Below are 25,292 nucleotides of genomic sequence, written 5' to 3'. Positions count from 1 at the left end.
GGGTGAAGACCCCCGGGGCGCACCGATCTTCAGGAGTTCGGCCCGCCCGCCGACGAAGCCCGATCGCAACGACGGATGCCACGAGGCCTGGGCCCCGTGGCATCCGGTGTCGAGAACGAACCCGTTACGGCGCGGTCGCTCCCGCGGCGAGGTTGTCGTCGTAGTCGACGTCCTTCGTCTCGGGCGAGAGCACGAGTGCGACGAGGGTCAGCACGCCCATCGCCGAGAGGTACACGCCCACGAGCCACGGGTTGCCGCCACCGGCCGCCCACAGCGCGACAGCGACGATCGGGGCGAGGGCCGCGCCGAGGATCGACGACACGTTGTACGAGATCGCCGACCCCGTGTAGCGCACGTTGGTCGGGAAGAGCTCCGGCAGCACCGCGCCCATCGGCCCGAAGGTCGCCCCCATGAGCATGAAGCCGAGGATCAGGAACGACTGCACCAGGACGCGCGTGAACGCCGGGTCGGCGTGCGGCACCAGGAAGAACGAGAACGTCAGACCGAACACGATGATCGCGGCCGTGACGCCGATGAGCAGGCGCTTACGGCCGATCCGGTCGGCGATCGGGCCCGACAGCATCGTGAAGACGCCGAAGAACACCACGCCGATGATCTGCATGATCACGAAGTCGGTGTAGCCGTAGCCCAGGCCCGGCACGAACTCGGCCGCGTTGAACGCCGTCCCCGCCTTCTCGGCGGCGGCCTGGGCCCCCTCGAGGGTGGGCTTGATGCCGTACGAGAGCGTGAAGCTCGTCATGAGGTAGAAGAGCACGTACGTCGCCAGCATGATGAACGTGCCGAGGATGAGCTGCTTCCAGTTGCGACGCACGGCCTCGCCGAGCGGGAACTTCTTGATGGCGCCGGTCTTCTCGGCCTTCGCGAACGATTCGCTCTCGACCAGTCGCAGGCGCACCCAGAGTCCGACGATCACCATGACCGCCGAGAACAGGAACGGCACGCGCCAGCCCCACGCGAGGAACTCGGCCGAGCGCTGCGCGGTGCCGTCGGGGTGGGGGAGGGCGAAGTTGATGAACAGGAAGACGCCGTTGGCGATGATGAAGCCGATCGGGGCACCCAGCTGCGGGAAGGTGCCGAACAGGGCGCGCTTGCCCTTCGGGGCGTTCTCGGTGGCGACGAGCGCCGCGCCCGACCACTCGCCGCCCAGTGCGAAGCCCTGCGCGAGACGCATGACCAGCAGCAGGACCGCGGCCCACACACCGATCTCGTTGAAGGTGGGCAGGCAGCCGATGAGGAAGGTCGCCACACCCATGGTGAGAAGGGATGCCACGAGGGTGGCCTTGCGGCCGAAGCGGTCGCCGAAGTGGCCGAAGACGATGGCGCCCAGCGGGCGCGCGATCATCGCGGCGCCGAAGACGCTGAACGACAGCAGCAGCGAGGTGGTCTCGTTGCCGGTCGGGAAGAAGAGGATCGGGAAGACGAGGACCGCAGCCGTGGCGTACGCGTAGAAGTCGTAGAACTCGATCGTGGTGCCGATCAGGCTCGCGGTGATGACGCGGGAACGGGGGTTCGCGGGGGCCGCAGCGGATCGGGTGGAGGGGGAGGAGGTGGTCATGACTGCCTGACGAGAAGGTCGATCAATCGCGTCCGGGGTGGGGCGCAGCGGTGGCGCGCCGCGATCACGGGGGTGTGTGTGAGCGGGTGCGCGAGGGAGCACCGGAAACGTCTCCGAGTGGGGGGCGTTAGACCCTCCAGTCTATGCGCGTGCTGAGTGGACGCCGACGAGCGGCGTCGTCAGTGCCAGATCACCGCGAGACCGGCGTTGAGCAGAGCCAGGATGCCGATCGGCCAGAAGATCGCCGGCGACAGCGACCCGTTGCGCTTCTGTCGGGCCGAACCGATGCCCAGCAGTGCGCCGATGACGAGCAGGACGACGAGCTTGATGCCGATCTTGGCGTAGTTGAGCTCGTGATCGAGGCCCCACGGCGCCGAGAGCGCCAGGCCTGTGACCAGGGAGATGAGGAGGGCGTAGTTCATCAACGAGGTGACGCGCGCCCGGCGGCTGACCGCCTCGACGACCCACGCGCCGAAGAGGATGGCGAAGCCGACGAGGTGGACGAGGACGACGACGCTGCGCAGGATCTCCATACCCGACAGGGTAGGGACGCGGTGCGTCACCCGCCAGGAAGGGGGGCCTCACCGCGCGCGCTTCCTGGCCCGCGCGCACGGCCCCGGACCCGCGAGCCGCCCCTGAGGCTGTCGAAGGGCGCGCCCCGACGCGCCGACCTCGGTGGCGTCGACGGGCTCAGCCACCCGCACCCTCGGACGAGAACGGGCCCGGCGACCGCAGAGGTCACCGGGCCCGTCAGGAAGGACGCGTCAGCCGCGCAGCTCCCGCAGAACGAGGGCGGTGCGGATCGCGGCATCCGCGGCCTCTTCGCCCTTGTCCTCCTTGGAGCCTTCGAGCCCCGCACGGTCGAGGCCCTGCTGCTCGTCGTCCAGCGTCAGCACGCCGAAGCCGACCGGCTTGCCGGCGTCGAGGGCCACGCGGGTCAGACCGTCGGTGGCCGCCGACGAGACGAACTCGAAGTGCGGCGTGCCTCCCCGGATGATCACGCCCAGGGCCACCACGGCATCCGCTCCGCCCTCGAATGCCGCACTGGCGGCGACGGGGAGCTCGAACGAGCCGGGAACGCGCACGACGCGGTAGGTCGCGCCGGTCGCGTCGAGCACGCGCTTCGCGCCCGCGATCAGACCGTTCGTGATGACCTCGTGCCACGTTCCCGCGACCACGACGACGTTCAGGCCCGACGCGTCGACGCCGCCGGTCTCGGGTGCTCCACTACCGGCCATCAGGCGCTCTCTTCCTTCATGTGCGCGAGCGCGTCGCGCAGGTCGTCCTCGGCGATGATGTGACCCATCCGGTCGCGCTTCGTCTCGAGGTACTGGTGGTTGTTCGGGCCGACGCCCACAAGGAGGGGCACCTGCTCGACGACGTCGAGGCCGAAGCCGCGCAGCTGCTTCACCTTGTCGGTGTTGTTGGTCAGCAGGCGCACCTGCTCGACGCCGAGGTCGGCGAGGATGCCGGCCGCGGCGGCGTAGTCGCGCGCGTCGGCGGGAAGACCCAGGGCGAGGTTGGCATCCACGGTGTCGAGTCCGCGCTCCTGCAGGTTGTAGGCCCGCAGCTTGTTGATGAGGCCGATGCCGCGTCCCTCGTGGCCGCGCATGTAGATCACGATGCCGCCGTCGCGGTCGATCGTGTCGAGAGCCGCCTCGAGCTGCGGGCCGCACTCGCACTTCAGCGAACCGAACGCCTCGCCCGTCAGGCACTCCGAGTGCACGCGCACGAGGGGCGCCTTCTCGGTGAGGTCGCCCGAGACCACCGCGAGGTGGTCGGTGCCGGTGATGCGGTCCTTGTAGGCGAGGAAGCGGAAGGTGCCGTGCGAGGTGGGCACGTTCGACTCGGCGCGCAGGCTCACGCGGCGGCGGGCGGGCGCGGTGGCGGGCAGTGGGTCGGTCTCGTTGAGGTGAGCGATCAGCTGTTCGATCGTGATGACCGGGATGCCGTCACGCTCGCCCAGCTCGAAGAGTCCGGGCAGGCGCATCATGCTGCCGTCCTCGGCGACGACCTCGGCGATCGCACCGACCGGCTCGAGACCCGCGAGGCGCATCAGGTCGACCGCGGCCTCGGTGTGGCCCGCGCGCTCGCGCACGCCGCCATCGACGGCGCGCAGCGGCAGCACGTGTCCGGGACGGATGAGGCTGGTCGGAACCGACGCGGGGTCGGACAGCACGTTGAGGGTGCGCGCGCGGTCGGCGGCGCTGATCCCGGTGGTGACTCCGGATGCCGCGTCGACGCTGACCGTGTACGCGGTGCCGCGGGCGTCCTGGTTGACCTCGACCATGGGCGGCAGGTCGAGACGGTCGGCCCACTCGGCGGGCATGGGGGCGCAGACGTAACCGCTGGACCAGCGGACGGTCCAGGCGAGCCACTCGGGGGTCGCGAGCTGCGCCGAGATGATGACGTCGCCCTCGTTCTCGCGGTTCTCGTCGTCGGCGACCAGGATCGGCCGCCCCTGACGCAGGGCTTCCAGGGCCTCGGGGATGGTGGACAGGCTCATCGGGAGCCCCTCTCGGTCTGTGCGGCGGTCGCCGCGGGATTCTCTGTCGTGCGGAAGGCAAGCATGCGCTGGACATGACGGGCCAGGATGTCGGTTTCGAGGTTCACGGGCGTGCCGGCTTCGGCGCGGCCGAGTGTCGTGGCCGCGAGGGTTTCGGGGATGAGCGAGACCTCGAGCCACGGCTCGGGCTCGGAGGCTTCGCTCACGGCGCTCACGGTGAGCGAGACGCCGTCGATCGCGATCGACCCCTTGTCGACCACGAGCGGGGCGAGGGGGGCCGGGATGCCGACGCGCACGACGCTCCACTGCGCTCCGGGCCGCACCTCGCGCACGACACCGGTGCCGTCGATGTGGCCCTGCACGATGTGCCCGCCCAGGCGGCCGTGCGCGGCGGTCGCGCGCTCGAGGTTGACCGCGCGGCCCGGGGCGACGTCGGCGAGCGTCGACATGTCGAGGGTCTGCTTCATCACGTCGGCGGTGAACCAGTCGTCGCCCTGATCGACGACGGTGAGGCACACACCGCTCACCGAGATCGAGTCGCCGTGGCCGGCGTCCGACACCGACAGGGGGGCGCGCAGCGTCAGGCGCACGCCGTCACCCGAGGGGTCGACGGCCGTGACGGCCCCGATCTCTTCGACGATTCCGGTGAACATCAGGCGTCTCCTTCGTTCTCGCCCGCGGTCGCGGGCACAGTCTCGGTGCTTTCGGGTGCGGTCTCGGCTGGGCGGGCGACGACCAGCAGGTCGTCGCCGAGGGAGGTGACGGATGCCACCGCCAGGCGCTTCGCCGCGTCGATACTCGGCACGCCGACGTCTCCGAGTGCGAGGCGCGAACCGCCGAGCAGCACGGGCGCGATGTAGACGAGCAGCTCGTCGGCGAGGCCTTCGCGCACGAACGCGCTCGCGAGGGTCGGCCCGCCCTCGACGAACACGCGCTGCACGCCCTGCTCGGCGAGGTCGGCGAGCACCGCGCGCAGGTCGCGCGTCGAGCAGAACAGGGGATTGCGCGGGTGGCGGCGCACGGCGGCATCCGGAGCCGTTTCGCTCTCGCCGATGATGACCGGCATCGGCTGGTCCTCGAGCAGGGTCCCGTCATCCGCTCGCGCGGTCAGCGCCGGATCGTCGGAGCGCACCGTGCCGGTGCCGGCGACGATCGCGTCCGCCTGCGCGCGGCGCGCGTGCACGTCGCGGCGGGCGTCGGGTCCGGTGATCCACTGGCTCGTGCCGTCATCGGCCGCGGCGCGACCGTCGAGACTCTGCGCCCACTTCACGGTGACGTGCGGGCGGCCGCTGCGTTGCAGGTGCGTCCAGTCGGCGACGAGCGCCTCGGCGGCATCCGCCTCGGGTCCCGCCTCGACGTCGACCCCGGCTGCGCGCAGGCGGTCGGCTCCGCCGGCTGCGGCGTCGGTGGGGTCGTCGAGCGCGTAGACAACGCGCGCGATGCCCGCCTCGATGAGCGCGACAGCGCACGGGCCGGTGCGACCGGTGTGATTGCACGGCTCCAGGGTCACCACGGCAGTGGCGCCTTGTGCGGCACCGGGGGAGAGCTTCGACAGCGCGTCGACCTCGGCGTGGGCGGTGCCCGCGCCGCGATGGAATCCCTCGGCGAGAACCTCACCCGCGGGCGACAGGATCACGGCGCCCACCTGGGGGTTGAGTCCGCGCGGGCCGCGCCGGGCGAGCAGCAGAGCTCGCCGCATGGCGTCGATCTCGACGGCGGATGCCATTTCCTTGTCCTTCCCGCGGAGTCGGGGCAGGGCCAGCGGGAAGGCGCGTCGCGCCGTCCGTGCTGCCTCCTATCCGGACTAGCGAGGGCTCACCCTCGCATCACCGTCGGTCCCGGAATTCCACCGGATCGGCCCCACCGCGTGAGCGGAGGGGTTCGCGGACTGTCACCGCCGGTTCGGATTCTCACCGACCCCGGAGCACGTTTTTGTACTTCTGATCCTACTCAACGTGCCTCTCGCGGTTTCATTCCCGGTCATACGGCGACGTTTCGTGGTAGTTCTCTCCGGCTCCCGCGGCGCTGCGTCTCGCCCCCCGCGTCTCGCGATGCGGTCACTTGAGCAGTCGCGACAGTCGACGGTCGGCGAGCAGCTTGCCGCCGGTCTGGCAGGTGGGGCAGTACTCGAGGGAGTTGTCGGCGAAGAACACGCTGCGCACCTCGTCGCCGCACACCGGGCACGCCTCGCCGCGGCGTCCGTGCACGCGCATGCCGCGACGCTTCGCGTCCTTCAACTCGGCCGGAGGCTTGCCGCGGGCCGCGTCGATCGCCTCGGCCAGGGTCGTCGTCATCGCGCTGTAGAGGTGGTCGACCTCGGCCTCCGATAGGTTCGCGGCCAGGGCGTACGGCGACATCTTGGCCGCATGCAGGATCTCGTCGGAATAGGCGTTTCCGACCCCCGCGATGATCGACTGATCGCGCAGCACACCCTTGATCTGCGTGCGACGGCCCTCGAGCAGCGAGCCGAACGTCGCCCGGTCGAAGCCTTCGCTCAGCGGATCGGGACCCAGCCGCGCGATGCCCGGCACCTCGGCGGGGGAGCGCACGGCGTAGACGGCGAGCGACTTCTTCGTGCCGGCCTCGGTGAGGTCGAAACCCGAGCCGTCGTCGAAGCCCACGCGCAGCGCGATCGGCGTCTTGCCCGGCTTGATGATCGTCGTGGGCAGGGCGTCGTACCAGCGCAGCCATCCCGCCTTGGCGAGGTGGAACACGAGATGAATGCCGGCGTCGGACGCCACGTCGACGAACTTGCCGTGGCGATCGACGCCCGTGATGCGCGCGCCGACGAGGGCCGTCAACGGCGGGTCGTACGTCTTGAGCGCGTTGATCGCCGACACGGTGGCCTTGTCGACGCGCAGCCCCGTCACCCGCCCGCGCAGGTATTCGACGAGCCCCTCGACCTCTGGCATCTCCGGCATGCGCCCATCGTGCCACCGACCTCCGACATCGGCGCGGGGCCTTGCGTCAGGGTTCGAGCACCCGCCAGGGCTGGGGCGCGCGGTCGTCGTCGCGCAGCAGCCCTCCGACCCAGAGGTCGGAACGACCGAGGGAGTTCACGTGCGCGTGCCGAAGAAGCCCCTCGTAGCGGAATCCCAGCGCCCGCGCGACGCGTGCCGAGCCGGCATTGCCCACGACCGCGCGCCACTCGATGCGCTCTATCGCCGGACGCTCGGGCGCGAAGCCCCAGTCGACGACCGCGCGCGCGGCCTCGGTCGCCAGGCCCCGCCCACGCACCCTCGGCGACACCCAGTAGCCGATCTCGGGACCGCCGGAGGGCAGCTTCGCCAGGCCCACCATGCCGACGAGTCGCCCCTCGAGGCGGATCGCCCAGGTCGCCTCCGACCCCTCTGCCCACCACCCGCGCGTCAGCTCGACGAACGTCTCCGCGTCCTCGGGGAGGTATGGCGCAGGCACCGTCGTGAACCTCTGGATCGCGGCATCCTGGCATTCCGCGTGGATCGCCGCGACGTCGTTCTCGCGCGGCGCCGACAGCTCGAGGCGGGCGGTGCGCAGGATCTCCGGTTCCATCCGGCCACGCTACCGGGGGCGGTGAAGGTGGCGGGGCGGCGGCGGTGGCGGGGGCGGTGGCGGTGGTCGCGTCCGTCAATCGGCCGGGGGAGCCACACATCTCAGCGCCGTACGGCGACACAACGCAGGACTATCCGCCCGTTCCGCGCCCTCACACGCCATGGGTCGCGGATTGCCCGAGAGAATCCTGCGTCGTGCCCGGCACCGCGCACAGGCGGGCTAGCCCGACCCGGCGAGAGCTCGGTGACCGGTCCGGCGCGGCGCGAGCCTCGACAGACACAACGCAGGACGTTCACGGTGCGAAAGGGCAATGACACCGGCATCGTTGGCGACGCGAGGTGCTTCTCCTGCGCTGTGGCGAGGCTTCTCCCCATCGGCGTCGCCGCGCGAGTTGTTCCCGCCCGAGCCGAATTCCCTGAACGCCGCGGACGGACACGTCCACTGTGTGCGGAATGACCTCACCTTCATTTCCGGGAATCGAACCCGACCACACGCTGACCTACGCCGACTTGCGCGCATCGGGGGCGACCCGGGCCGAGGTGCGCTCGGCGCTGGCCGAGGGGGTGCTGGTGCGCGCCCGTCGGAACGTCTACCTCGATGGCACAGCGCCGCGAGCCGTTCGAGCAGCGCAGCGTGTCGGCGGTCGACTCGATTGCGTTTCCGCCATCGCTGAAGCGGGCATCTTCGTTCTCGACCCGAACGGCCTGCACGTCCAGGTCGAGCCGGAGCGTTCGCGGCTGAGGTCGCCCCATTCCCGCCGAACCCGACTGTCCGGTTCTCAGGGGGTCGTCGTCCACTGGCGCGCGTGCGCCGCGGGCAGCCTTCACACGGTCCCGATAGTCGAGGCTCTCGCGGCTGCGGTTCGTTGTCAGCCTCCTCGCGCCGCGATCGCGACACTCGACAGCGCCTTATTCACCGGTGCGATCGACGCGGATGGTCTTGCGGAGGTGTTCGGGCTCCTCTCGGCTCGATATCAGGTACTCCGACCCCTCACCGATGCTCGCGCAGAGGCGGGTTCCGAAACGATTGCCCGCCTTCTCTTGCGTGGGAACGGTTTCGACGTTCGCGTTCAGGTACTGATCGACGGAGTCGGGCGAGTTGACCTCCTGGTCGATGACTGGATCGTCGTCGAATGCGACAGTCGCGCTCATCACGGTGGGTGGGAGGCGCAAGAGCGTGACAGATTGCGCGACCTGCGCCTGGCTGAACGCGGTTACGTGGTCCTGCGTCCCTCCGCGAGGCTGATCTTTACCGAGCCTGAGATCCTCGCGCGCGCCGTTGCCGGCCTTCGGCAGCACCCCGCTCGGCTCAGCAGATGACAGTCGGGCGTGCCTGCTGAGACGTAACGCAGGAAGACAGGACTCCAGCAACCGCAGAGGGGATGTGAGCCCCACTCAGAGCGCCCATCTCCTGCGATCGGTCTCGATGACGTGCGGATCCGGCTGCAGTTCTTCAATCGCCTACTGGGCGATTTCTCCTCGGCGGGGAGGGCGTCTCCCTGACGCAGCGCAGGAGAATCGCTCGCGTGGCGACCGGTGGGGGCGGTCGCGAGAGGGGGCAGAGGCGCGGGGCTCCTGCGCTGTGTCCGGGGAGCCCGAGGACGGGCTTCCCCTCGACGGCAGTCGGACGCAATCGGGCCTCGGGAGGCCTGCCACCCGCCCCCGAAACGACGACGCCCGCACGACTCGGCGAGTCGTGCGGGCGTCGGACAGACGAAGGATCAGCCGCGGCGGAGCAGACCGATGCGGTCGTACACGTCGATGAGGGTCTTCTCGGCGACGGATGCCGCCTTGCCGGCGTTCACGGCCAGCACGCGGTCGAGCTCGGCGGGGTCGTCGAGCAGTTCCCTGGCCCGCGCGCGCACCGGCTCGAACTCGTTCACGACGACCTCGGCGAGGCCCTTCTTGAAGTCGCCGTACCCGCGGCCGGCGTACTCATCTTCGATCGAGGTGATCTCGCGGCCGGTAAGGGCCGAGTAGATGACCAGCAGGTTCGAGACGCCGGGCTTGGCCTCGCGGTCGAAGCGCACCGACCCTTCGGAGTCGGTCATGGCGCGCATGATCTTCTTCGCGCTGACCTTGGGGTCGTCGAGCAGCCACAGGACGCCCGCGTCGGACTCGGCCGACTTCGACATCTTGGCCGTGGGGTTCTGCAGGTCGTAGATGCGGGCGGTCTCGCGCCGAATCACGGGCTTGGGAACCGTGAAGGTCTCGCCGAAGCGCTGGTTGAAGCGCTCGGCGAGGTCGCGGGTGAGCTCGATGTGCTGCTTCTGGTCGTCGCCGACGGGCACGACGTCGGTCTGATACAGCAGGATGTCGGCGGCCATCAGCACCGGATAGGTGAAGAGGCCGACGTTGGTGGCGTCCGTGCCGTAGCGGGCCGACTTGTCCTTGAACTGCGTCATGCGCCCGGCCTCGCCGAAGCCCGTGAGGGTCGACAGCACCCACTGCAGCTCGGCGTGCGCGGGCACGTGCGACTGCACGTACAGCGTCGAGCGCGAGGGCTCGATGCCGGCGGCGATGTACTGGGCGGCGGTGCGGCGGGTCTTCTCGCGGCGCTCGGCGGGGTCGCCGGGTTGCGTCAGGGCGTGCAGGTCGACGACCGAGAAGAAGGCGTCGTACTGGTCCTGGAGGTCGCGCCACTGCAGGAGAGCCCCGATGTAGTTGCCGATCTGGAGGCTGTCGGCGGAGGGCTGCATTCCGGAGTAGAGGCGCTCGGTGGTCACCGTACGATCCTAGGCGGCGTGCGCGGGACGTTCCTGCCGTCGAAGTGGTTTCCCGGATGCCGGCACCCGGCCTGCCGAGGGATCTGGGACACCGCCCTCGGCGCAGGACGACCCGGATGCCGGTGTCCCGGGCCTGACGCGCCCCGGGCGGACACCCCGACGCTCCGGGCCGGACACCCGCGCGCCCCGGGCCGCGGGCGCCCCGCGTCCTCGGGGAAGCCCTCGGTGTCAGCGACCGAGTGTGTAGTCCACGATGACGGGGGAGTGGTCGCTCCACCGGGTGTCGTACGACGGGGCGCGGTCGACCCGGTACGACGTCACGCGCTCGGCCAGGGCGGGCGTGGCGACGTGGTAGTCGATGCGCCAGCCGCTGTCGGTGTCGAACGCCTTGCCGCGCATCGACCAGAACGTGTAAGGGCCGTCGACCTCGCCCATGGCGCGGCGGCCCACGTCGATCCAGCCGAGGCCGGTGCCGGTGGAGCCGTCGACGCCCTCGACCTGCTCGCCCGCGGGGCCGAAGAAGCGGTCGAAGTACGCACGCTCACGCGGGAGGAACCCGGCGTTCTTGCGGTTGCCGCGCCAGTTCTTGATGTCGAGCTCGCGGTGGCCGACGTTGAGGTCGCCGGTCACGAGGGCCAGCTCGCGCTCGGACTTCAGCTCGGCGAGGCGACGCTCCATCGCGTCGAGGAAGAGCCACTTCGCGTCTTGCTTGGGGGTGTCGACCTCGCCGCTGTGCACGTAGGCGCTGACGATGGTGACGGTCTCGCCGTCGATGTCGAAGTTGGTCTCGATCCAACGCCCCGACGCGTCGAGCGGCTCGGGGCCGAGGTGCGTGCGGGTCTCGACGCCGGGCAGACGGCTGATGATGGCGACTCCCGCGCGGCCTTTCGCGAGGGCTTCGTCGTTGACGATCTCCCACCCGGGGAGGGCCTCGGCGAGCTGGTCGGCGGTGGCCCGCACCTCTTGCAGAGTGACGATGTCGGCGCCCGAGGCGTCGAGCCACTCGACCATGCCCTTGCGGACGGCGGCACGGATGCCATTGACGTTGACGGAGACGATACGCACGGAACGAGCCACCCGACGAGCCTATCGACGACCTCCGACATCGGGCCCGCCGCGAGGGTGCCCACCGAGAGAGCGCGCACAGGCAGAGCACCCACAGATAGAGCGCCCGCAGACAGAGCGCCCACCGAGACAGCTCCATCCGACGGCGCTCACCGCCGGATCACTCCGGGATGAGCGAAACCCGACGCGGTGCCGGGACGTCGGCCCGCGCCCGTGCCAGCTGCTTCTCCGCCGTGTTCAGCCTGCGCTGGGCCCGCCACCGCCACGGCCAGTGCGAGAGAGCGAGTTCCTTCTGCGCCTCACGCACCCCCACCTGGGCGGCGATGACGAGGGCGGCCTGTTCCATCGCGAGTCGGTCCTCGGGAGAACGGAGCGGCACGTCGCGGTCTCCGGCGGCGACGGCGATCCAGGCGGCCGAGACGAGGATCACGATGCCGATGAAGCGGAACCACAGCAGGAATCCGATCAGCACGGTGAAGGTGGCCAGCAGCGGGTTCGAGGGTGTGTAGACGAAGAGGAAGCCGGCGGCGACCTGCAGCACCACCATGCCGGTCGCGCCGACGAGCGCCCCCGGCCAGGCGCGGCGCCAGGTGAGGGTCGTGCCGGTGAGGAACCGGAAGAGCGACGCGAGCGCGACGGTATTCACGCCGAAGGCCACGACGAGCGACACGATCCGTGCGCCGATCGACCAGCCGAGCGTCTCGCGATCCCACCCGATCAACCCGAACACGAGATCGACGGCGCCGGTGGTGATCGAGCCGAGCAGAGCGCCCACGAGCAGGGCGATGCCGAAGAGGATCGACGCGACGAGGTCGCGGGCTTTCAGCAGCACGTAGTTGCGCAGGTCGAAGGGCAGTCCGAACGTGTCGCGCACGGCGCGGCGGGTGAAGGTGACGAAGCCGATCGCCGTCCACACGACCACGACGACGGCCACGATGCCCGTGATGGTGAGCAGTCGACCGCTCTCCTGGGCGACGGCCTCGACCTGCTCGCGCTTGACCAGGCCGTTCTCACTGATGATCCCGGGGATGTAGCTGTTGACGATGTGGATGAGCCCGTCGATCGCCGTCTTGCTGCCGCCCAGCCAGATCCCGACGCCGGCGAACGCGAGGTACAGCGCCGAGAACACGGCGAAGAGCGCCTGGTAGCTCATGCCGGCGGCGAGCAGGAAGCCGTTGTGCCGCAGGAAGTGCCGCCACACGCGGATCGGGAACCACTCCGCGATCTTCGCGGCACGGGCGATGGGTTCGTCCAACCGCTCGCGTACGGCCGTCTGCGCCGCCTCGAGGCGTTCGCGCAGCGAGGTGTCGTCGTCGCGCACCGCGGGCAGCGGCCGCGGGTCGTGGCGGTGATCGGTCACCGGAAAAGCCTAATGAATGGATGCCGCGGCCTCGGCCGTTCCGCGGAGCCACGGCATCCGGCCCTTCTTCCCCCGCGTGAGTCGCCGGAAGATGTCGCCTCGGCCACGCCCGAAGCGACGGATCTCGGGGACTCGCGCGCGGAGGGAGGGCGGAAACGCCGAACGGCGGGGGCGCCGGCCCGTGAGACGAGCTCAGGGATCGGGCGCACCCGCCGTTCGAGAGGCTGAGGGTCAGCGACCGCCGCGGAGGACGGCCTGCTTGACCTCGGCGATGGCCTTGGTGACCTCGATGCCGCGGGGGCACGCCTCGGTGCAGTTGAAGGTGGTGCGGCAGCGCCACACGCCCTCTTTGTCGTTGAGGATGTCGAGGCGCACATCGCCCGCGTCGTCGCGCGAGTCGAAGATGAAGCGGTGCGCGTTGACGATCGCGGCGGGGCCGAAGTACTGACCGTCGGTCCAGAACACGGGGCACGACGAGGTGCACGCGGCGCACAGGATGCACTTGGTGGTGTCGTCGAAGACCTCGCGGTCGACGATCGACTGCACGCGCTCCTTGCCTGCCTCGGGCTTCGAGTTCGAGATGAGGAAGGGCTGAACCTCGCGGTAGGAGGCGAAGAACGGCTCCATGTCGACGATGAGGTCCTTCTCGAGGGGCAGACCCTTGATGGCCTCGACGTAGATCGGCTGCGAGATGTCGAGATCCTTGATCAGCGTCTTGCAGGCGAGGCGGTTGCGGCCGTTGATGCGCATGGCATCCGATCCGCAGATGCCGTGCGCGCAGGAGCGGCGGAACGACAGCGAGCCGTCGACCTCCCACTTGATCTTGTGCAGCGCGTCGAGCACGCGGTCGGTGGAGTAGAGCTCCACGTCGTAGTCGACCCAGCGCGGCTCGTCGTCGACCTCGGGGTCGAAGCGGCGGATGTTGAAGGTGACCAGGAACGACTGGATCCCGGTGTCCTCGGGGGTCTCGGCGACCTCGTCCGAGGTGTCGACCTGTTCGATGACGGTGGATGCCATCTCAGTACTTCCTCTCCAGCGGCGGGTAGCGCAGCTCCCCGGCCTCGTTCTTGGTGAACACCACGGGCTTCCAGCCGAGTTCGATGTGATCGGCGGGGTGCGACGAGTGGGGGTCGCCCGACAGGTACGCCATGGTGTGCTGCATGTAGTTCTCGTCGTCGCGCGTGGGGAAGTCGTCGCGCATGTGACCGCCACGGCTCTCTTCGCGGTTCTGCGCGGAGTAGACGACGACCTCGGCGAGATCGAGCAGGAAGCCCAGCTCCACGGCCTCGAGCAGGTCGGTGTTGAAGCGCTTGCCCTTGTCGTCGACGTGGATGTTCTTGTAGCGCTCGCGCAGGTCGGCGATCACGTCCATGACGTGGGCCAGCGACTCGTGCGTGCGGAAGACCTGCGCGCCCTTGTCCATCTCGTCCTGCAGCGTCTTGCGGAGCACCGCGATGCGCTCGGTGCCGCTGTTGGAGCGCAGACCCTCGATGAGCCCGCGCACCTCGGCGGCGGGGTCTTCGGGGAGCGGCACGAAGTCCGCGGTCTTGACGTACTCGACGGCGTTGCGCCCGGCGCGCTTTCCGAAGACGTTGATGTCGAGCAGCGAGTTGGTGCCCAGGCGGTTCGAGCCGTGCACCGAGACGCACGCGCACTCACCGGCGGCGTAGAGGCCCGGGACGACGGTGTCGTTGTCGGCGAGGACCTCGGCCTTGATGTTGGTCGGGATGCCGCCCATCGCGTAGTGCGCGGTCGGCATGACCGGCACCGGCTCGACCACCGGGTCGACGCCCAGGTAGGTGCGGGCGAACTCGGTGATGTCGGGGAGCTTGGTCTCGAGCACCTCGGCGCCCAGGTGCGTGCAGTCCAGCAGCACGTAGTCGCGGTGGGGACCGGCGCCGCGGCCCTCGGCCACCTCCTGCACCATGCAGCGCGCGACGATGTCGCGGGGAGCGAGGTCCTTGATGGTGGGGGCGTACCGCTCCATGAAGCGCTCACCGCTCGCGTTGCGCAGGATCGCGCCCTCACCGCGAGCACCCTCGGTGAGCAGGATGCCGAGACCGGCGAGACCGGTCGGGTGGAACTGGAAGAACTCCATGTCCTCGAGCGGCAGACCCTTGCGCCACACGATGCCGACGCCGTCACCGGTGAGGGTGTGGGCGTTGGAGGTGGTCTTGAAGATCTTGCCGAACCCACCGGTCGCGAAGACGACGGCCTTGGACTGGAAGACGTGCAGTTCGCCGGTCGCCAGGTCGTAGGCGACGACACCGGCGACCTGGGTCTTGCCGGCGGCGTCCTTCACCGTGATGAGATCGAGCACGTAGAACTCGTTGAAGAAGTTGATGCCGAGCTTGACGCAGTTCTGGAACAGCGTCTGCAGGATCATGTGGCCGGTGCGGTCGGCGGCGTAGCAGGCGCGGCGCACGGGCGTCTTGCCGTGGTCGGCGGTGTGCCCGCCGAAGCGACGCTGGTCGATCTTGCCCTCGGGCGTTCGGTTGAACGGCAGGCCCATGTTCTCGAGGTCGATGACGGCATCGATGGCCTCTTTGGCGAGGATCTCGGCGGCATCCTGGTCGACGAGGTAATCGCCGCCCTTGATGGTGTCGAAGGTGTGCCACTCCCAGGAGTCCTCTTCGACGTTGGCCAGCGCTGCGGCCATGCCGCCCTGCGCCGCACCGGTGTGCGAACGCGTGGGGTAGAGCTTCGAGATGACGGCGGTCTTCGCGCCGGGGCCGGCCTCGATGGCCGCGCGCATGCCCGCGCCGCCGGCGCCGACGATGACGACGTCGAACTGGTGGTAGTGGACGCCGTCCTTGACGATCGAGTCCGAGCTGGTCTGAGTGCTCACGTGTGCAATACCTCTGCTGTCAGGGGAGAGAAGGGATGCCGCCGGCTCACGCCGCCTGGCACACGTCCCACAGGGAGCTGCTCTCGGTCACACCGAGGCAGGGGTCGAAGGTGAAGACGACGAGCGTGCCGAGCAGGATCAGGAATCCGGCCGACACCCACAGCGATCCGACGAGAATCTTGCGGACGGTCGCGTTGCCGACGTAGTCGTTGACGATGGTGCGCATGCCGTTGGCGCCGTGGATGAGGGCGAGCCAGAGCATCAGCACGTCCCACCACTGCCAGAACGGCGAGGCGAGCTTGCCCGCGACGAACGCGAAGTCGATCTGGTGGATGCCCTCGCCCGTCATCAGGTTGACGAAGAGGTGGCCGAAGATCAGGACGATCAGCAGCACGCCGGAGGCGCGCATGTAGATCCAGCCCCACTTCTCGAGGTTGGAGCCCTTCTTGCGCACGCTGGGCGTGCGGGGGGCGGGGATCGTGGCGGCTTCTTGGGCGACGGACATCAGTGGCTCCCGGTGACGGCGCTGAAGACGTTGATCAGGTGGCGCGGGGTGAACCCGAGCATCGTGACGACCCACAGGCCCAGAACGCCCCACCACAGCTGACGCTGGTGGCGCGTGGCCCACGGCCAGAAGTCCACGAGGATGATGCGCAGGCCGTTGAACGCGTGGTACGCGATCGCACCGACCAGGGCCACCTCGCCGAGACCCATGATCGGGTTCTTGTAGGTGCCGATGACGGCGTCGTAGGCCTCGGGTGAGACGCGGATGAGCGCCGTGTCGAGGATGTGCACCAGAAGGAAGAAGAAGATGGCGACACCGGTGATGCGGTGAAGCACCCACGACCACATTCCTTCGCGGCCCCGGTACAGAGTGCCGCGGGGCCTCTTCGAGGTGGTCTCTTTCACCGACGGCGTGGCACGTGCTGGTGCTGACACGGTCGTCCTCCCTGATCGAACACGGTGTGGGGCCTCGCACGGGCCCCGAGCGTCACACGGGCGCCATTGAATACTACGGCCGGGCTATGAACGGCGGGGATGAGGGTCGCCTAACACTCTCTCGACATCGAGATAAATCGGATGCCGTTCACCCCTCCGTGGGCGCCGCCTCGACCTCCCGTGCGTTCGCAGGTGCGACCGCTAGGGTCGGAGCCATGGCAGACCCCGTTATCGACGACTTCTACGCCGTGATCCCCGCCGGCGGGATCGGCAGCCGCCTCTGGCCTCTCTCCCGTGCCGACGCTCCGAAATTCCTCCACGATCTGACCGGTTCGGGTCAGACGTTGCTGCGCGACACGTGGGACCGGCTCGCCCCGCTCTCCGGCGAGGGGCGTATCGCGGTCGTCACCGGTCGCGCGCACCGGGCGGCCGTCGAGCGGGAACTCCCGGGGGTCCCCGACCACAACGTCTTCCTCGAGTCGGAGCCCCGTGATTCCTCGGCGGCCATCGGCCTCGCCGCGGCGATCCTCGTCCGCCGAGAGCCCGACGTCATCATCGGATCGTTCGCGGCGGACCATGTCATCCGTCAGACTCGCCAGTTCGAGTTCGCCGTGCGTCAGGCCGTCGCGGTCGCCCGCGAGGGGTACATCTGCACGATCGGCATCCAGCCCGCCGAAGCATCGGTCGGGTTCGGCTACATCAAGCAGGCCGGTGAGCTCATCGTCGACGGCGCTCCCGAGGCCTACCTGGTGGAACGCTTCGTGGAGAAGCCCGACCTGGACACCGCGAAGGAGTACTTCGCCGACCGCGCGTACCTTTGGAACGCGGGCATGTTCATCACGCGTGCCGATGTGCTCCTCGCCGAACTCGCCGTCAACGAGCCCGAGCTGCACGCGGGCCTGCTCGAACTAGCCGAGGCCTGGGACGACCGCGACCGTCGCGGCCCCGCCGTCGACCGCATCTGGCCGGGGCTGAAGAAGATCGCGATCGACTACTCCGTCGCCGAACCGGCCGCCGAGAAGGGACGCCTCGCGGTCATCCCCGGCCACTTCGACTGGGACGACGTGGGCGACTTCGCGAGTCTGTCGAAGCTCAACTCCTCCGGCGGGCGCAACGAGCTCGCGATCCTGGGTGAGGACGCCCGCGTCCTCTCCGATGCCTCCAGTGGCATCGTCGTCTCGCAGACCAAGCGCGTCATCAGCCTCATCGGCGTGCGCGACATCGTGGTCGTCGACACCCCCGACGCGCTGCTGGTCACCACGAGCGAGAACGCCCAGCGGGTGAAGGGCGTCGTCGACGCGCTGAAGCTCACCGGTCGCGGCGACGTCCTTTAGGCGCCCGCCCCCTGATCGCCTCTGAGACCGGATGCCACACCTCGTGGCATCCGGTCTCGTGCATGTCCGGGTGTGTGGCGGTGGCGTGACGCGAGATTGCGTCTTTGTAACCATTGCCGCGCGCGGGGCTCCCGGCGCGCAAGCGCGGCGACACAGTAGGTAACGTGACGGGATCGTCCCTCAAACCCGTTGGGGGCATCCGTCTTGGAGGACCATTCGTGAAGACCACGAAGAAGGCCGTCGTCAGCGGTCTCGCCATGCTCGGCGCCGCCGTGCTGCTCGCCGGTTGCGGCGCTGCGCCCGAGAGCAACGGCTCGACCGCTGCTGCCGGGGGAGACATCGTCGAGGGCTTCACCCCCTGCATCATCTCGGATGACGGTGGGTGGAACGACCGCTCGTTCAACCAGTCGGCCAAGGAAGGCATCGACAAGGCGGCGAGCGAGCTCGGCGTCAAGGCGATCGAGGTCGAGTCCAGCTCGGCGAACGACTACGCCCCGAACCTCGAAAACCTCGTCGCCGAGGGCTGCACGTTCATCGTCGCGGTGGGCTTCAAGCTCAGCGCCGACACCGTCGCTTCGGCCAAGGCCAACCCGAACCTGCAGTACGCGATCATTGACGACCGTGCCGACACCGACAACGACGGCAAGACCGACGCCCCGAACATCAAGCCGCTGCTGTTCGACACCGTCCAGGCCGCTTACCTCGGTGGCTATGCCGCCGCCGCCTACTCGGCTGAGAACGGCGTGAACAAGGTCGGCACCGTCGGTGGCATCCCGATCCCGCCCGTCACGATCTTCATGGACGGCTTCGTCGACGGCGTCAAGAAGTACGACGAGGACAAGAGCGCCAGCGTCCAGACCTTCGGCTGGGACGTCGCCGCGCAGAACGGCTCGTTCACCGGTGGCTTCGCCGCCAACGACGCGGCCAAGCAGGCTGCTCAGGGTCTGCTCGACCAGGGTGTCGACGTGCTCCTGCCCGTCGGTGGCCCGATCTACAGCAGCGCCGCCGATGCGATCCGCGACAGCGGCTCGAAGAGCGTCATGCTCGGTGTGGACTCCGACCTCGCCAAGGCCGACCCGAACGTGTCGGACCTGGTGCTGACCTCGATCCTCAAGCGCATCGACACCGCCGTGTACGACTCGGTCACGCAGGCGGCCAAGGGTGACTTCGACGTGACCCCCTACGTCGGCACGCTCGAGAACGACGGCGTCGGCCTGGCCGACTTCAACTCGAAGTTCACGCTGCCCGCCGGCCTCGCCGACGAGCTGTCGGCGCTGCGCGAGCAGATCGTCTCGGGTTCGCTGAAGGTCACCTCGCCCAGCTCGCCGTAAGGCCCCGGGCCTGAGGCCCTTTGAGATCACAACCGCGGTCGCTCGGACCAGGAGTCCGAGCGGCCCCCGGGCCTGAGGCCCTTTGAGATCACAACCGCGGTCGCTCGGACCAGGAGTCCGAGCGGCCCCCGGGCCTGAGGCCCTTTGAGATCACAACCGCGGTCGCTCGGACCAGGAGTCCGAGCGACCGCGGTTTCTTTCCGTCTTCTTAACGTCTTCGAATAGGGTGCACAGCATGAAGCTCGAGCTCCGCGGCATCACCAAGCGGTTCGGGTCCCTGGTTGCGAACGACCACATCGATCTGGTCGTTCAGCCTGGTGAGATCCACGCTCTCCTCGGAGAGAACGGTGCCGGTAAATCCACACTCATGAACGTCCTCTACGGCCTGTACCAGGCCGATGAGGGCGAGATCCTCCTGGACGACGTCGTCCAACGTTTCCGCGGTCCGGGCGACGCCATGGCCGCGGGAATCGGCATGGTGCACCAGCACTTCATGCTCATCCCCGTCTTCACCGTGGCCGAGAACGTCATGCTCGGCCACGAGAACACCAAGGCCCTCGGCGCTCTCGATCTGAACGCGGCCCGCAAGCACGTGCGCGACGTCGCGCAGCGCTTCGGCTTCGAGGTCGACCCCGACGCCCTCGTCGGCGACCTGCCCGTGGGCGTGCAGCAGCGCGTCGAGATCATCAAGGCCCTCTCTCGGGATGCCAAGGTGCTCGTGTTCGACGAGCCCACCGCCGTTCTCACACCGCAGGAGACCGACGAGCTCATGGGCATCATGCGGCAGCTGCGCGACGAGGGCACCTCGATCGTGTTCATCACGCACAAGCTCCGCGAGGTGCGTGAGGTCGCCGACCGCATCACCGTCGTCCGTCTCGGCAAGATCGTCGGCGAGGCCGAGCCCACCGCCAGCAACGGCGAGCTGGCATCCCTCATGGTCGGTCGTGCCGTCGAGCTCACCGTGGTCAAGGACGCGCCGAAGGCGGTGGCATCCGGCGGTCTTTCCATCCGGAACCTGCGCGTCGTCACCGCCGAGGGGACCGTGGTCGTCGACGACGTCGACCTCGATGTGCGTCCCGGCGAGATCGTCGCGATCGCGGGCGTCCAGGGCAATGGCCAGACCGAACTCGTCGAGGCCATCGTCGGGCTCGCCGACGGCGTGACCGGCACCGTCGATCTCGACGGCACCGACCTCGTCGGCAAGAGCGTCCGCGCGATCCTCGACGCGGGCGTCGGCTTCGTGCCCGAGGACCGCAAAGAAGACGGACTGGTCGGCGGGTTCTCGGTCGCCGAGAACCTCATCCTCGACCGCTCCTCCGACGCGGCGTTCGTCTCCGGGGGGACGCTCAAGCGCGCGGCCCTCAGCTCGTTCGCCCGCGACCGCATCGCGGAGTACGACATCCGTACGCAGTCGGCATCCACCCCGGTCGGCACCCTCTCGGGCGGCAACCAGCAGAAGGTCGTCATCGCCCGCGAGATGAGCCGTCCGCTGAAGCTGTTCGTCGCCGCCCAGCCCACCCGCGGCGTCGACGTCGGCTCGATCGAATTCATCCACAAGCAGATCGTCGCCGCGCGCGATGCGGGCGTGCCCGTGATCGTCGTGTCGACGGAGCTCGACGAGATCGCCGCCCTCGGCGACCGCATCGCGGTGATGTACCGCGGCGGCATCGTGGGCATCGTGCCGGGGAACACCCCCCGCGAGGTCCTCGGGCTCATGATGGCGGGCGAGCAGCCCGCGGAGGAGACAGCGTGAGCGGCCACATCCCGAGCACGGGCGCGAACGGGAACCCCGGTCTCCCGCCCGAGCAGCTGCCGACCGCATCCGGTGCCCTGACCGGTCACACCCCGGCCGAGACGCCGGCACCGCCTCGCACGAACCAGTTCCTCACCGAGCTGCTGCGTTCGTCGTGGATCACCACGGTGCTCGCGGTCGTCGCGGCGATGATCGTCGGCGGCATCCTGATGGCCGCCACCAACGACCAGGTGCGCACGACGTCCGCGTACTTCTTCGCGCGTCCCGGCGACATGCTGGCCGCGATCTGGAACTCGGTGTACGGCGGGTACGAGGCGTTGTTCCGCGGTGCCGTGTTCAATTCCCGTGTCGCCGACTTCGGTGCGCAGATCCGCCCCCTCACGAACACCCTCGGGTTCGCGGCTCCGCTGATCGCGGCCGGTCTCGGCGTCGCGCTGGCGTTTCGCGTCGGCCTGTTCAACATCGGTGGGCGCGGTCAGATCCTCATCGCGTGCGCGTTCGCCGGACTCGTCACGTTCAACCTCGACCTGCCGATGATCATCCAGCTGCCGCTGACGCTCATCGTCGGTATCGCCGGTGGAGCGCTCTGGGGTGGGATCGTGGGTCTTCTGAAGGCGCGCACCGGCGCGCACGAGGTCATCCTCACGATCATGCTGAACTACGTCGCCTACTACCTGGTGACGTGGATGGTGCGCACTCCGGGCCTGCTGCAGCGCCCGGCCGGTGACCAGCCGATTTCGTCGGCCAGCCCAGCGAACGCGCAGTTCCCCGAGCTGTTCGGTCCCCAGTTCCCGCTGCTCGACCTCGGCTTCGTCTTCGTGATCGCCGCGACGGTCTTCGTCTGGTGGCTCATGGAGCGCTCGAGCCTCGGCTTCCGTCTCCGCGCGGTGGGGGAGAACCCCCACGCCGCGCGCGCCGCGGGCATCTCGGTGCCCCGCATGTACGTCTACGCGATGCTCTTCGCCGGAGGCCTCGCGGGCCTCGCCGGCATGAACCAGATCCAGGGTGCGGTGACCACGGGCTTCGACGGCCTCATCGACTCCGGCATCGGCTTCGACGCCATCACCGTGGCCCTGCTCGGCCGCAGCCGTCCGTGGGGCGTGTTCGCCGCCGGCATCCTGTTCGGTGCCCTTAAGTCGGGCTCGTTCACCATGCAGGCGTCGCAGGGCATCCCGGTCGACATCGTGCTCGTCGTGCAGGCCCTCATCGTGCTCTTCATCGCGGCGCCGCCGCTGGTGCGCACGATCTTCTTCCTCCCCAAGAGCGAGGCCGAGCGCGCGGCCAAAGACCGGGCCAAGGCGGCCAAGAAGGCGGTGGCGGCATGACCGCGACGCATCTCGCGGATGACGCGATCCAGTTGACCACGGTGCGTGTGCGCCACATCAAGCTGGCGGTGAGCCTCGCGGTCGTGACCGTGCTGCTCGCCCTGCTGTTCGCCCTCGTCCCGCGCGACGGACAGAGCACCTTCCGCCTCGGCGACCCGGCCTCCGACATCGACCTCGGCAGCGTCGCGGTTCCCACCGCGGTCACCAGCTGGAGCGTGCTCGTCCTGCTGGTTCTGCTCACCGCGTGGTCGGTCTGGGATGCCTTAGGCTACCGCCGCACCCCGCTCTGGCTGCCGATCGCCTTCGGCGCGCTGGCCGTCTTCGCGTTCTTGGTGTGGGCCGCGGCCGACGGACTGGTCCCCGTGACCGGTCTGCTGTTCGGAGCGCTCTCGCTCTCGGTCCCGCTCATCTTCGGCGCCCTGGGCGGCGTGATCGGCGAGCGCGTCGGTGTCGTGAACGTGGCGATCGAGGGGCAGTTCCTGTTCGGAGCGTTCAGCGCCGCGCTCGTGGCATCCCTCACCCGCAATCCCTTCCTCGGGCTCGTCGCGGCCATGGTCGGCGGCGTGCTCGTCGCGTTCGTCCTCGCGGCGTTCTCGATCAAGTACCTCGTCGACCAGGTGATCGTCGGTGTCGTGCTGAACGTGCTCGTCACGGGTCTGACCGGCTTCCTCTACGGTGCGCTGCTCGTCCCGAACGAAGACGTGCTGAACCGCCCCGAGCGTTTCCCCCGCATCGAGATCCCGCTGCTGGGCGACATCCCGATCATCGGACCGGTGCTGTTCAACCAGACCTTCATCGTCTACCTGATGTACGCCGTCGTCGCCGTGGTCGCGTGGGGCCTGTACCGCACGCGCTGGGGCCTGCGTCTGCGCGCGGTCGGCGAGCACCCCCAGGCCGCCGACACCGTCGGCATCAAGGTCAACTCGAGCCGCTTCTGGAACGTCTCGCTCGCGGGCGCCATCGCCGGCATCGGCGGGGCGTACTTCACTCTCGTCTCGGTCGGGCAGTTCACCAAAGAGATGACCGCCGGCCTCGGCTTCATCGCCCTCGCCGCCGTCATCTTCGGTCGCTGGGACCCGATCCGCGCGACGCTCGCGGCGCTGCTGTTCGGCTTCGCGACCAACCTGCAGAACCTGCTGACCGTGCTGCGCACCCCGATCCCCAGCGAGTTCATGCTCATGCTGCCCTACATCGTGACGATCATCGCGGTGGCGGGTTTCGCCGGCCAGATCCGGGGGCCCGCGGCCGCCGGAAAGCCCTACATCAAGGGCTGACCCCCTTCCCTTCACGAGAGGATCCACCACTCCACGATGACCGACATCGACTGGGACGAACTCCGTTCGGCCGCCACGGATGCCATGCACCGCGCTTACGCGCCCTACTCCCGATTCAAGGTGGGAGCCGCCGCGCTCGTCGCCGACGGACGGATCGTCTCGGGGTGCAACGTCGAGAACGCCTCCTACGGCGTGACGCTGTGCGCCGAGTGCGGACTGGTGTCCGACCTGCACATGAGCGGGGGCGGCCAGCTGGTGGCCTTCGTCTGCGTCGACGGTGAAGGTCGCACCCTCATGCCGTGCGGTCGCTGCCGTCAGCTGCTGTTCGAGCACGCGATCCCGGGCATGCTGCTCGAGACCGTCAGCGGCATCCGGACCATCGACGAAGTGCTCCCCGACGCCTTCGGACCCCGCGACCTCGAGGAGGCGGCACGATGAGCGCCGAGCAGTACGACGCCGTCGACATCATCCGCGCCCAGCGCGACGGGCGGGCCATCACCGAGGGCGAGATCCGCTGGCTGGTCGACGCCTACACGCGTGGGTACGTCATGGACGCGCAGATGTCGGCGTTCACCATGGCGGTCCTGCTGAACGGCCTCGGCCGCGACCAGATCCGCGTGCTCACCGACGCGATGATCGCCTCGGGCGAGCGCATGGACTTCGGCTCGCTCGGCAAGGTCACCGTCGACAAGCACTCCACCGGGGGCGTGGGCGACAAGATCACCCTTCCGCTGGCTCCGCTCGTCGCCGCGTTCGGCGTCGCCGTGCCGCAGCTCTCCGGCCGCGGTCTCGGTCACACCGGCGGAACGCTCGACAAGCTCGAGTCGATCCCCGGCTGGCGTGCGGCTCTGTCGAACGACGAGATCATGGCGCAGCTGCGCGACGTGGGCGCGGTCATCTGCGCCGCGGGCACGGGCCTGGCCCCCGCGGACAAGAAGCTGTACGCGCTACGCGACGTCACGGGCACCGTCGAGGCGATCCCGCTGATCGCCTCGAGCATCATGTCGAAGAAGATCGCCGAGGGCACCGACTCGCTCGTGCTCGACGTGAAGTTCGGCTCCGGCGCCTTCATGCAGGACATCGACCGTGCGCGCGAGCTCGCCGAGACGATGGTGGCCCTCGGCACCGACTCGGGCGTGAACACCACGGCGCTGCTCACCGACATGAACACCCCGCTGGGATTGGCGATCGGCAACGCCAACGAGGTGCGCGAATCGGTCGAGGTGCTCGCCGGTGGCGGCCCCGCCGATGTCGTGGAGCTCACGGTCGCTCTGGCGCGCGAGATGCTCAGCCTCGCGGGGCAGCCGGACGCCGACGTCGAGGCGGCCCTGTCGGACGGGCGCGCGATGGACGTCTGGAAGCGCATGATCCGCGCGCAGGACGGACACCCGGATGCCGCCCTCCCGACGCCGCGCGAGACGCACACGGTCGTGGCCGAGCGCTCGGGCGTCGTCACCCGCGTCGAGGCCCTGCCCTTCGGCATCGGAGCCTGGCGCCTGGGCGCGGGCCGCGCGCGTGCCGAGGACGCCGTCGTGCACGCCGCGGGCATCGACCTGCACGTGACCGTCGGTCAGACGGTCGCCGCCGGTCAGCCGTTGTTCACCCTGTCGGCCGACGATGAGTCGCGCTTCGAACGCGCCCTCGGCGCCGTCGAGGGCGCCCTCGAGATCGGTGACACCGCGCCCGCGGCGTCCCCGATCGTGCGCGAGCGCATCACCGCGTGAT

The 25,292-nt window shown here is 69.2% G+C and carries 23 protein-coding genes and 1 riboswitch; of the genes, 8 read left to right on the top strand and 15 right to left on the bottom strand.

Annotated elements, in window-relative coordinates; translation table 11 throughout:
* Positions 1 to 124: 124 nt before the first annotated feature.
* The 8 genes from QBE02_RS06885 to QBE02_RS06850 all read right to left on the bottom strand — a co-directional run bounded on the left by QBE02_RS06885 (position 125) and on the right by QBE02_RS06850 (position 7,613).
* Positions 125 to 1,576, bottom strand: a complete 1,452-nt coding sequence (locus QBE02_RS06885; RefSeq protein ID WP_279367647.1) for an MFS transporter — start codon at positions 1,574 to 1,576, stop codon at positions 125 to 127.
* A 179-nt stretch (positions 1,577 to 1,755) separates the two neighbouring features.
* Positions 1,756 to 2,109, bottom strand: a complete 354-nt coding sequence (locus QBE02_RS06880; RefSeq protein WP_056226721.1) for a hypothetical protein — start codon at positions 2,107 to 2,109, stop codon at positions 1,756 to 1,758.
* A 231-nt stretch (positions 2,110 to 2,340) separates the two neighbouring features.
* Positions 2,341 to 2,814 carry a 6,7-dimethyl-8-ribityllumazine synthase gene (gene ribH, locus QBE02_RS06875; protein WP_056226723.1) on the bottom strand — a complete coding sequence of 158 codons (474 nt, stop codon included), beginning with the start codon at positions 2,812 to 2,814 and terminating at the stop codon, positions 2,341 to 2,343.
* The gene (ribA, locus tag QBE02_RS06870) at positions 2,814 to 4,082 is read right to left on the bottom strand and encodes a GTP cyclohydrolase II (RefSeq protein ID WP_279367646.1); all 1,269 of its coding nucleotides are present in this window, start codon (positions 4,080 to 4,082) and stop codon (positions 2,814 to 2,816) included. The genes ribH and ribA overlap by 1 nt, the downstream gene beginning before the upstream one ends.
* Positions 4,079 to 4,735 (bottom strand): riboflavin synthase, encoded by a 657-nt coding sequence (locus tag QBE02_RS06865; protein WP_279367645.1) that lies wholly within the window; start codon positions 4,733 to 4,735, stop codon positions 4,079 to 4,081. Before QBE02_RS06865 ends, ribA begins: the two co-directional genes overlap by 4 nt.
* Positions 4,735 to 5,808 (bottom strand): bifunctional diaminohydroxyphosphoribosylaminopyrimidine deaminase/5-amino-6-(5-phosphoribosylamino)uracil reductase RibD, encoded by a 1,074-nt coding sequence (ribD, locus tag QBE02_RS06860; protein ID WP_279367644.1) that lies wholly within the window; start codon positions 5,806 to 5,808, stop codon positions 4,735 to 4,737. The genes QBE02_RS06865 and ribD overlap by 1 nt, the downstream gene beginning before the upstream one ends.
* A 56-nt stretch (positions 5,809 to 5,864) precedes the next feature.
* Positions 5,865 to 6,013: riboswitch (FMN riboswitch) on the bottom strand.
* Between the two features lie 126 nt (positions 6,014 to 6,139).
* A complete protein-coding gene (locus QBE02_RS06855; protein ID WP_279367643.1) occupies positions 6,140 to 7,003 on the bottom strand; it encodes an Fpg/Nei family DNA glycosylase in 864 nt (287 codons plus the stop codon).
* Between the two features lie 46 nt (positions 7,004 to 7,049).
* Positions 7,050 to 7,613 (bottom strand): GNAT family N-acetyltransferase, encoded by a 564-nt coding sequence (locus tag QBE02_RS06850; RefSeq protein ID WP_279367642.1) that lies wholly within the window; start codon positions 7,611 to 7,613, stop codon positions 7,050 to 7,052.
* Positions 7,614 to 8,065: 452 nt separating this feature from the next.
* On the opposite strand from QBE02_RS06850, the gene QBE02_RS06845 reads away from it, so the two are divergent.
* The gene (locus QBE02_RS06845) at positions 8,066 to 8,932 is read left to right on the top strand and encodes an endonuclease domain-containing protein (protein WP_279367641.1); all 867 of its coding nucleotides are present in this window, start codon (positions 8,066 to 8,068) and stop codon (positions 8,930 to 8,932) included.
* A 401-nt stretch (positions 8,933 to 9,333) separates the two neighbouring features.
* On the opposite strand, the gene trpS is transcribed toward QBE02_RS06845, so the two are convergent.
* From trpS to sdhC, 7 genes are all read right to left on the bottom strand, one after another.
* The gene (gene trpS / locus QBE02_RS06840; protein WP_279367640.1) at positions 9,334 to 10,338 is read right to left on the bottom strand and encodes a tryptophan--tRNA ligase; all 1,005 of its coding nucleotides are present in this window, start codon (positions 10,336 to 10,338) and stop codon (positions 9,334 to 9,336) included.
* 228 nt (positions 10,339 to 10,566) lie between these two features.
* A complete protein-coding gene (locus QBE02_RS06835; protein WP_279367639.1) occupies positions 10,567 to 11,415 on the bottom strand; it encodes an exodeoxyribonuclease III in 849 nt (282 codons plus the stop codon).
* A gap of 148 nt (positions 11,416 to 11,563) precedes the next feature.
* Positions 11,564 to 12,763, bottom strand: a complete 1,200-nt coding sequence (locus tag QBE02_RS06830) for a YihY/virulence factor BrkB family protein (protein ID WP_279367638.1) — start codon at positions 12,761 to 12,763, stop codon at positions 11,564 to 11,566.
* 231 nt (positions 12,764 to 12,994) lie between these two features.
* Positions 12,995 to 13,780 (bottom strand): succinate dehydrogenase iron-sulfur subunit, encoded by a 786-nt coding sequence (locus QBE02_RS06825; RefSeq protein WP_144782429.1) that lies wholly within the window; start codon positions 13,778 to 13,780, stop codon positions 12,995 to 12,997.
* 1 nt (position 13,781) lies between these two features.
* Entirely contained in the window at positions 13,782 to 15,611 is a 1,830-nt protein-coding gene (sdhA, locus tag QBE02_RS06820; RefSeq protein WP_268103440.1) for a succinate dehydrogenase flavoprotein subunit, read from the bottom strand.
* Positions 15,612 to 15,657: 46 nt separating this feature from the next.
* Entirely contained in the window at positions 15,658 to 16,116 is a 459-nt protein-coding gene (locus QBE02_RS06815; protein WP_056226744.1) for a succinate dehydrogenase hydrophobic membrane anchor subunit, read from the bottom strand.
* Entirely contained in the window at positions 16,116 to 16,550 is a 435-nt protein-coding gene (gene sdhC / locus QBE02_RS06810) for a succinate dehydrogenase, cytochrome b556 subunit (RefSeq protein WP_013583715.1), read from the bottom strand. Before sdhC ends, QBE02_RS06815 begins: the two co-directional genes overlap by 1 nt.
* A gap of 215 nt (positions 16,551 to 16,765) precedes the next feature.
* On the opposite strand from sdhC, the gene QBE02_RS06805 reads away from it, so the two are divergent.
* The 7 genes from QBE02_RS06805 (at position 16,766) to QBE02_RS06775 (ending at position 25,291) form a co-directional block, all read left to right on the top strand.
* Positions 16,766 to 17,884: a mannose-1-phosphate guanylyltransferase gene (locus QBE02_RS06805; RefSeq protein WP_268103441.1), complete on the top strand. Its 1,119-nt coding sequence runs from the start codon at positions 16,766 to 16,768 to the stop codon at positions 17,882 to 17,884.
* Positions 17,885 to 18,141: 257 nt separating this feature from the next.
* Entirely contained in the window at positions 18,142 to 19,215 is a 1,074-nt protein-coding gene (locus QBE02_RS06800; protein WP_279367864.1) for a BMP family lipoprotein, read from the top strand.
* 235 nt (positions 19,216 to 19,450) lie between these two features.
* Positions 19,451 to 20,968 carry an ABC transporter ATP-binding protein gene (locus QBE02_RS06795; protein WP_279367637.1) on the top strand — a complete coding sequence of 506 codons (1,518 nt, stop codon included), beginning with the start codon at positions 19,451 to 19,453 and terminating at the stop codon, positions 20,966 to 20,968.
* Entirely contained in the window at positions 20,965 to 22,293 is a 1,329-nt protein-coding gene (locus QBE02_RS06790) for an ABC transporter permease (RefSeq protein WP_279367636.1), read from the top strand. Before QBE02_RS06795 ends, QBE02_RS06790 begins: the two co-directional genes overlap by 4 nt.
* The gene (locus QBE02_RS06785; RefSeq protein WP_279367635.1) at positions 22,290 to 23,567 is read left to right on the top strand and encodes an ABC transporter permease; all 1,278 of its coding nucleotides are present in this window, start codon (positions 22,290 to 22,292) and stop codon (positions 23,565 to 23,567) included. Before QBE02_RS06790 ends, QBE02_RS06785 begins: the two co-directional genes overlap by 4 nt.
* Positions 23,568 to 23,603: 36 nt before the next feature.
* Entirely contained in the window at positions 23,604 to 24,005 is a 402-nt protein-coding gene (locus tag QBE02_RS06780) for a cytidine deaminase (protein ID WP_013583709.1), read from the top strand.
* On the top strand, positions 24,002 to 25,291 hold the full coding sequence (locus QBE02_RS06775) for a thymidine phosphorylase (protein WP_279367634.1): 1,290 nt from the start codon (positions 24,002 to 24,004) through the stop codon (positions 25,289 to 25,291). Before QBE02_RS06780 ends, QBE02_RS06775 begins: the two co-directional genes overlap by 4 nt.
* Position 25,292 lies beyond the last annotated feature (1 nt).

Source organism: Microbacterium testaceum, assembly GCF_029761935.1.
GTDB classification, from domain to species: domain Bacteria; phylum Actinomycetota; class Actinomycetes; order Actinomycetales; family Microbacteriaceae; genus Microbacterium; species Microbacterium testaceum_A.
The sequence above is the reverse complement of the archived record's forward strand: the minus strand, read 5'-3'. Positions and strand labels throughout refer to the sequence as shown.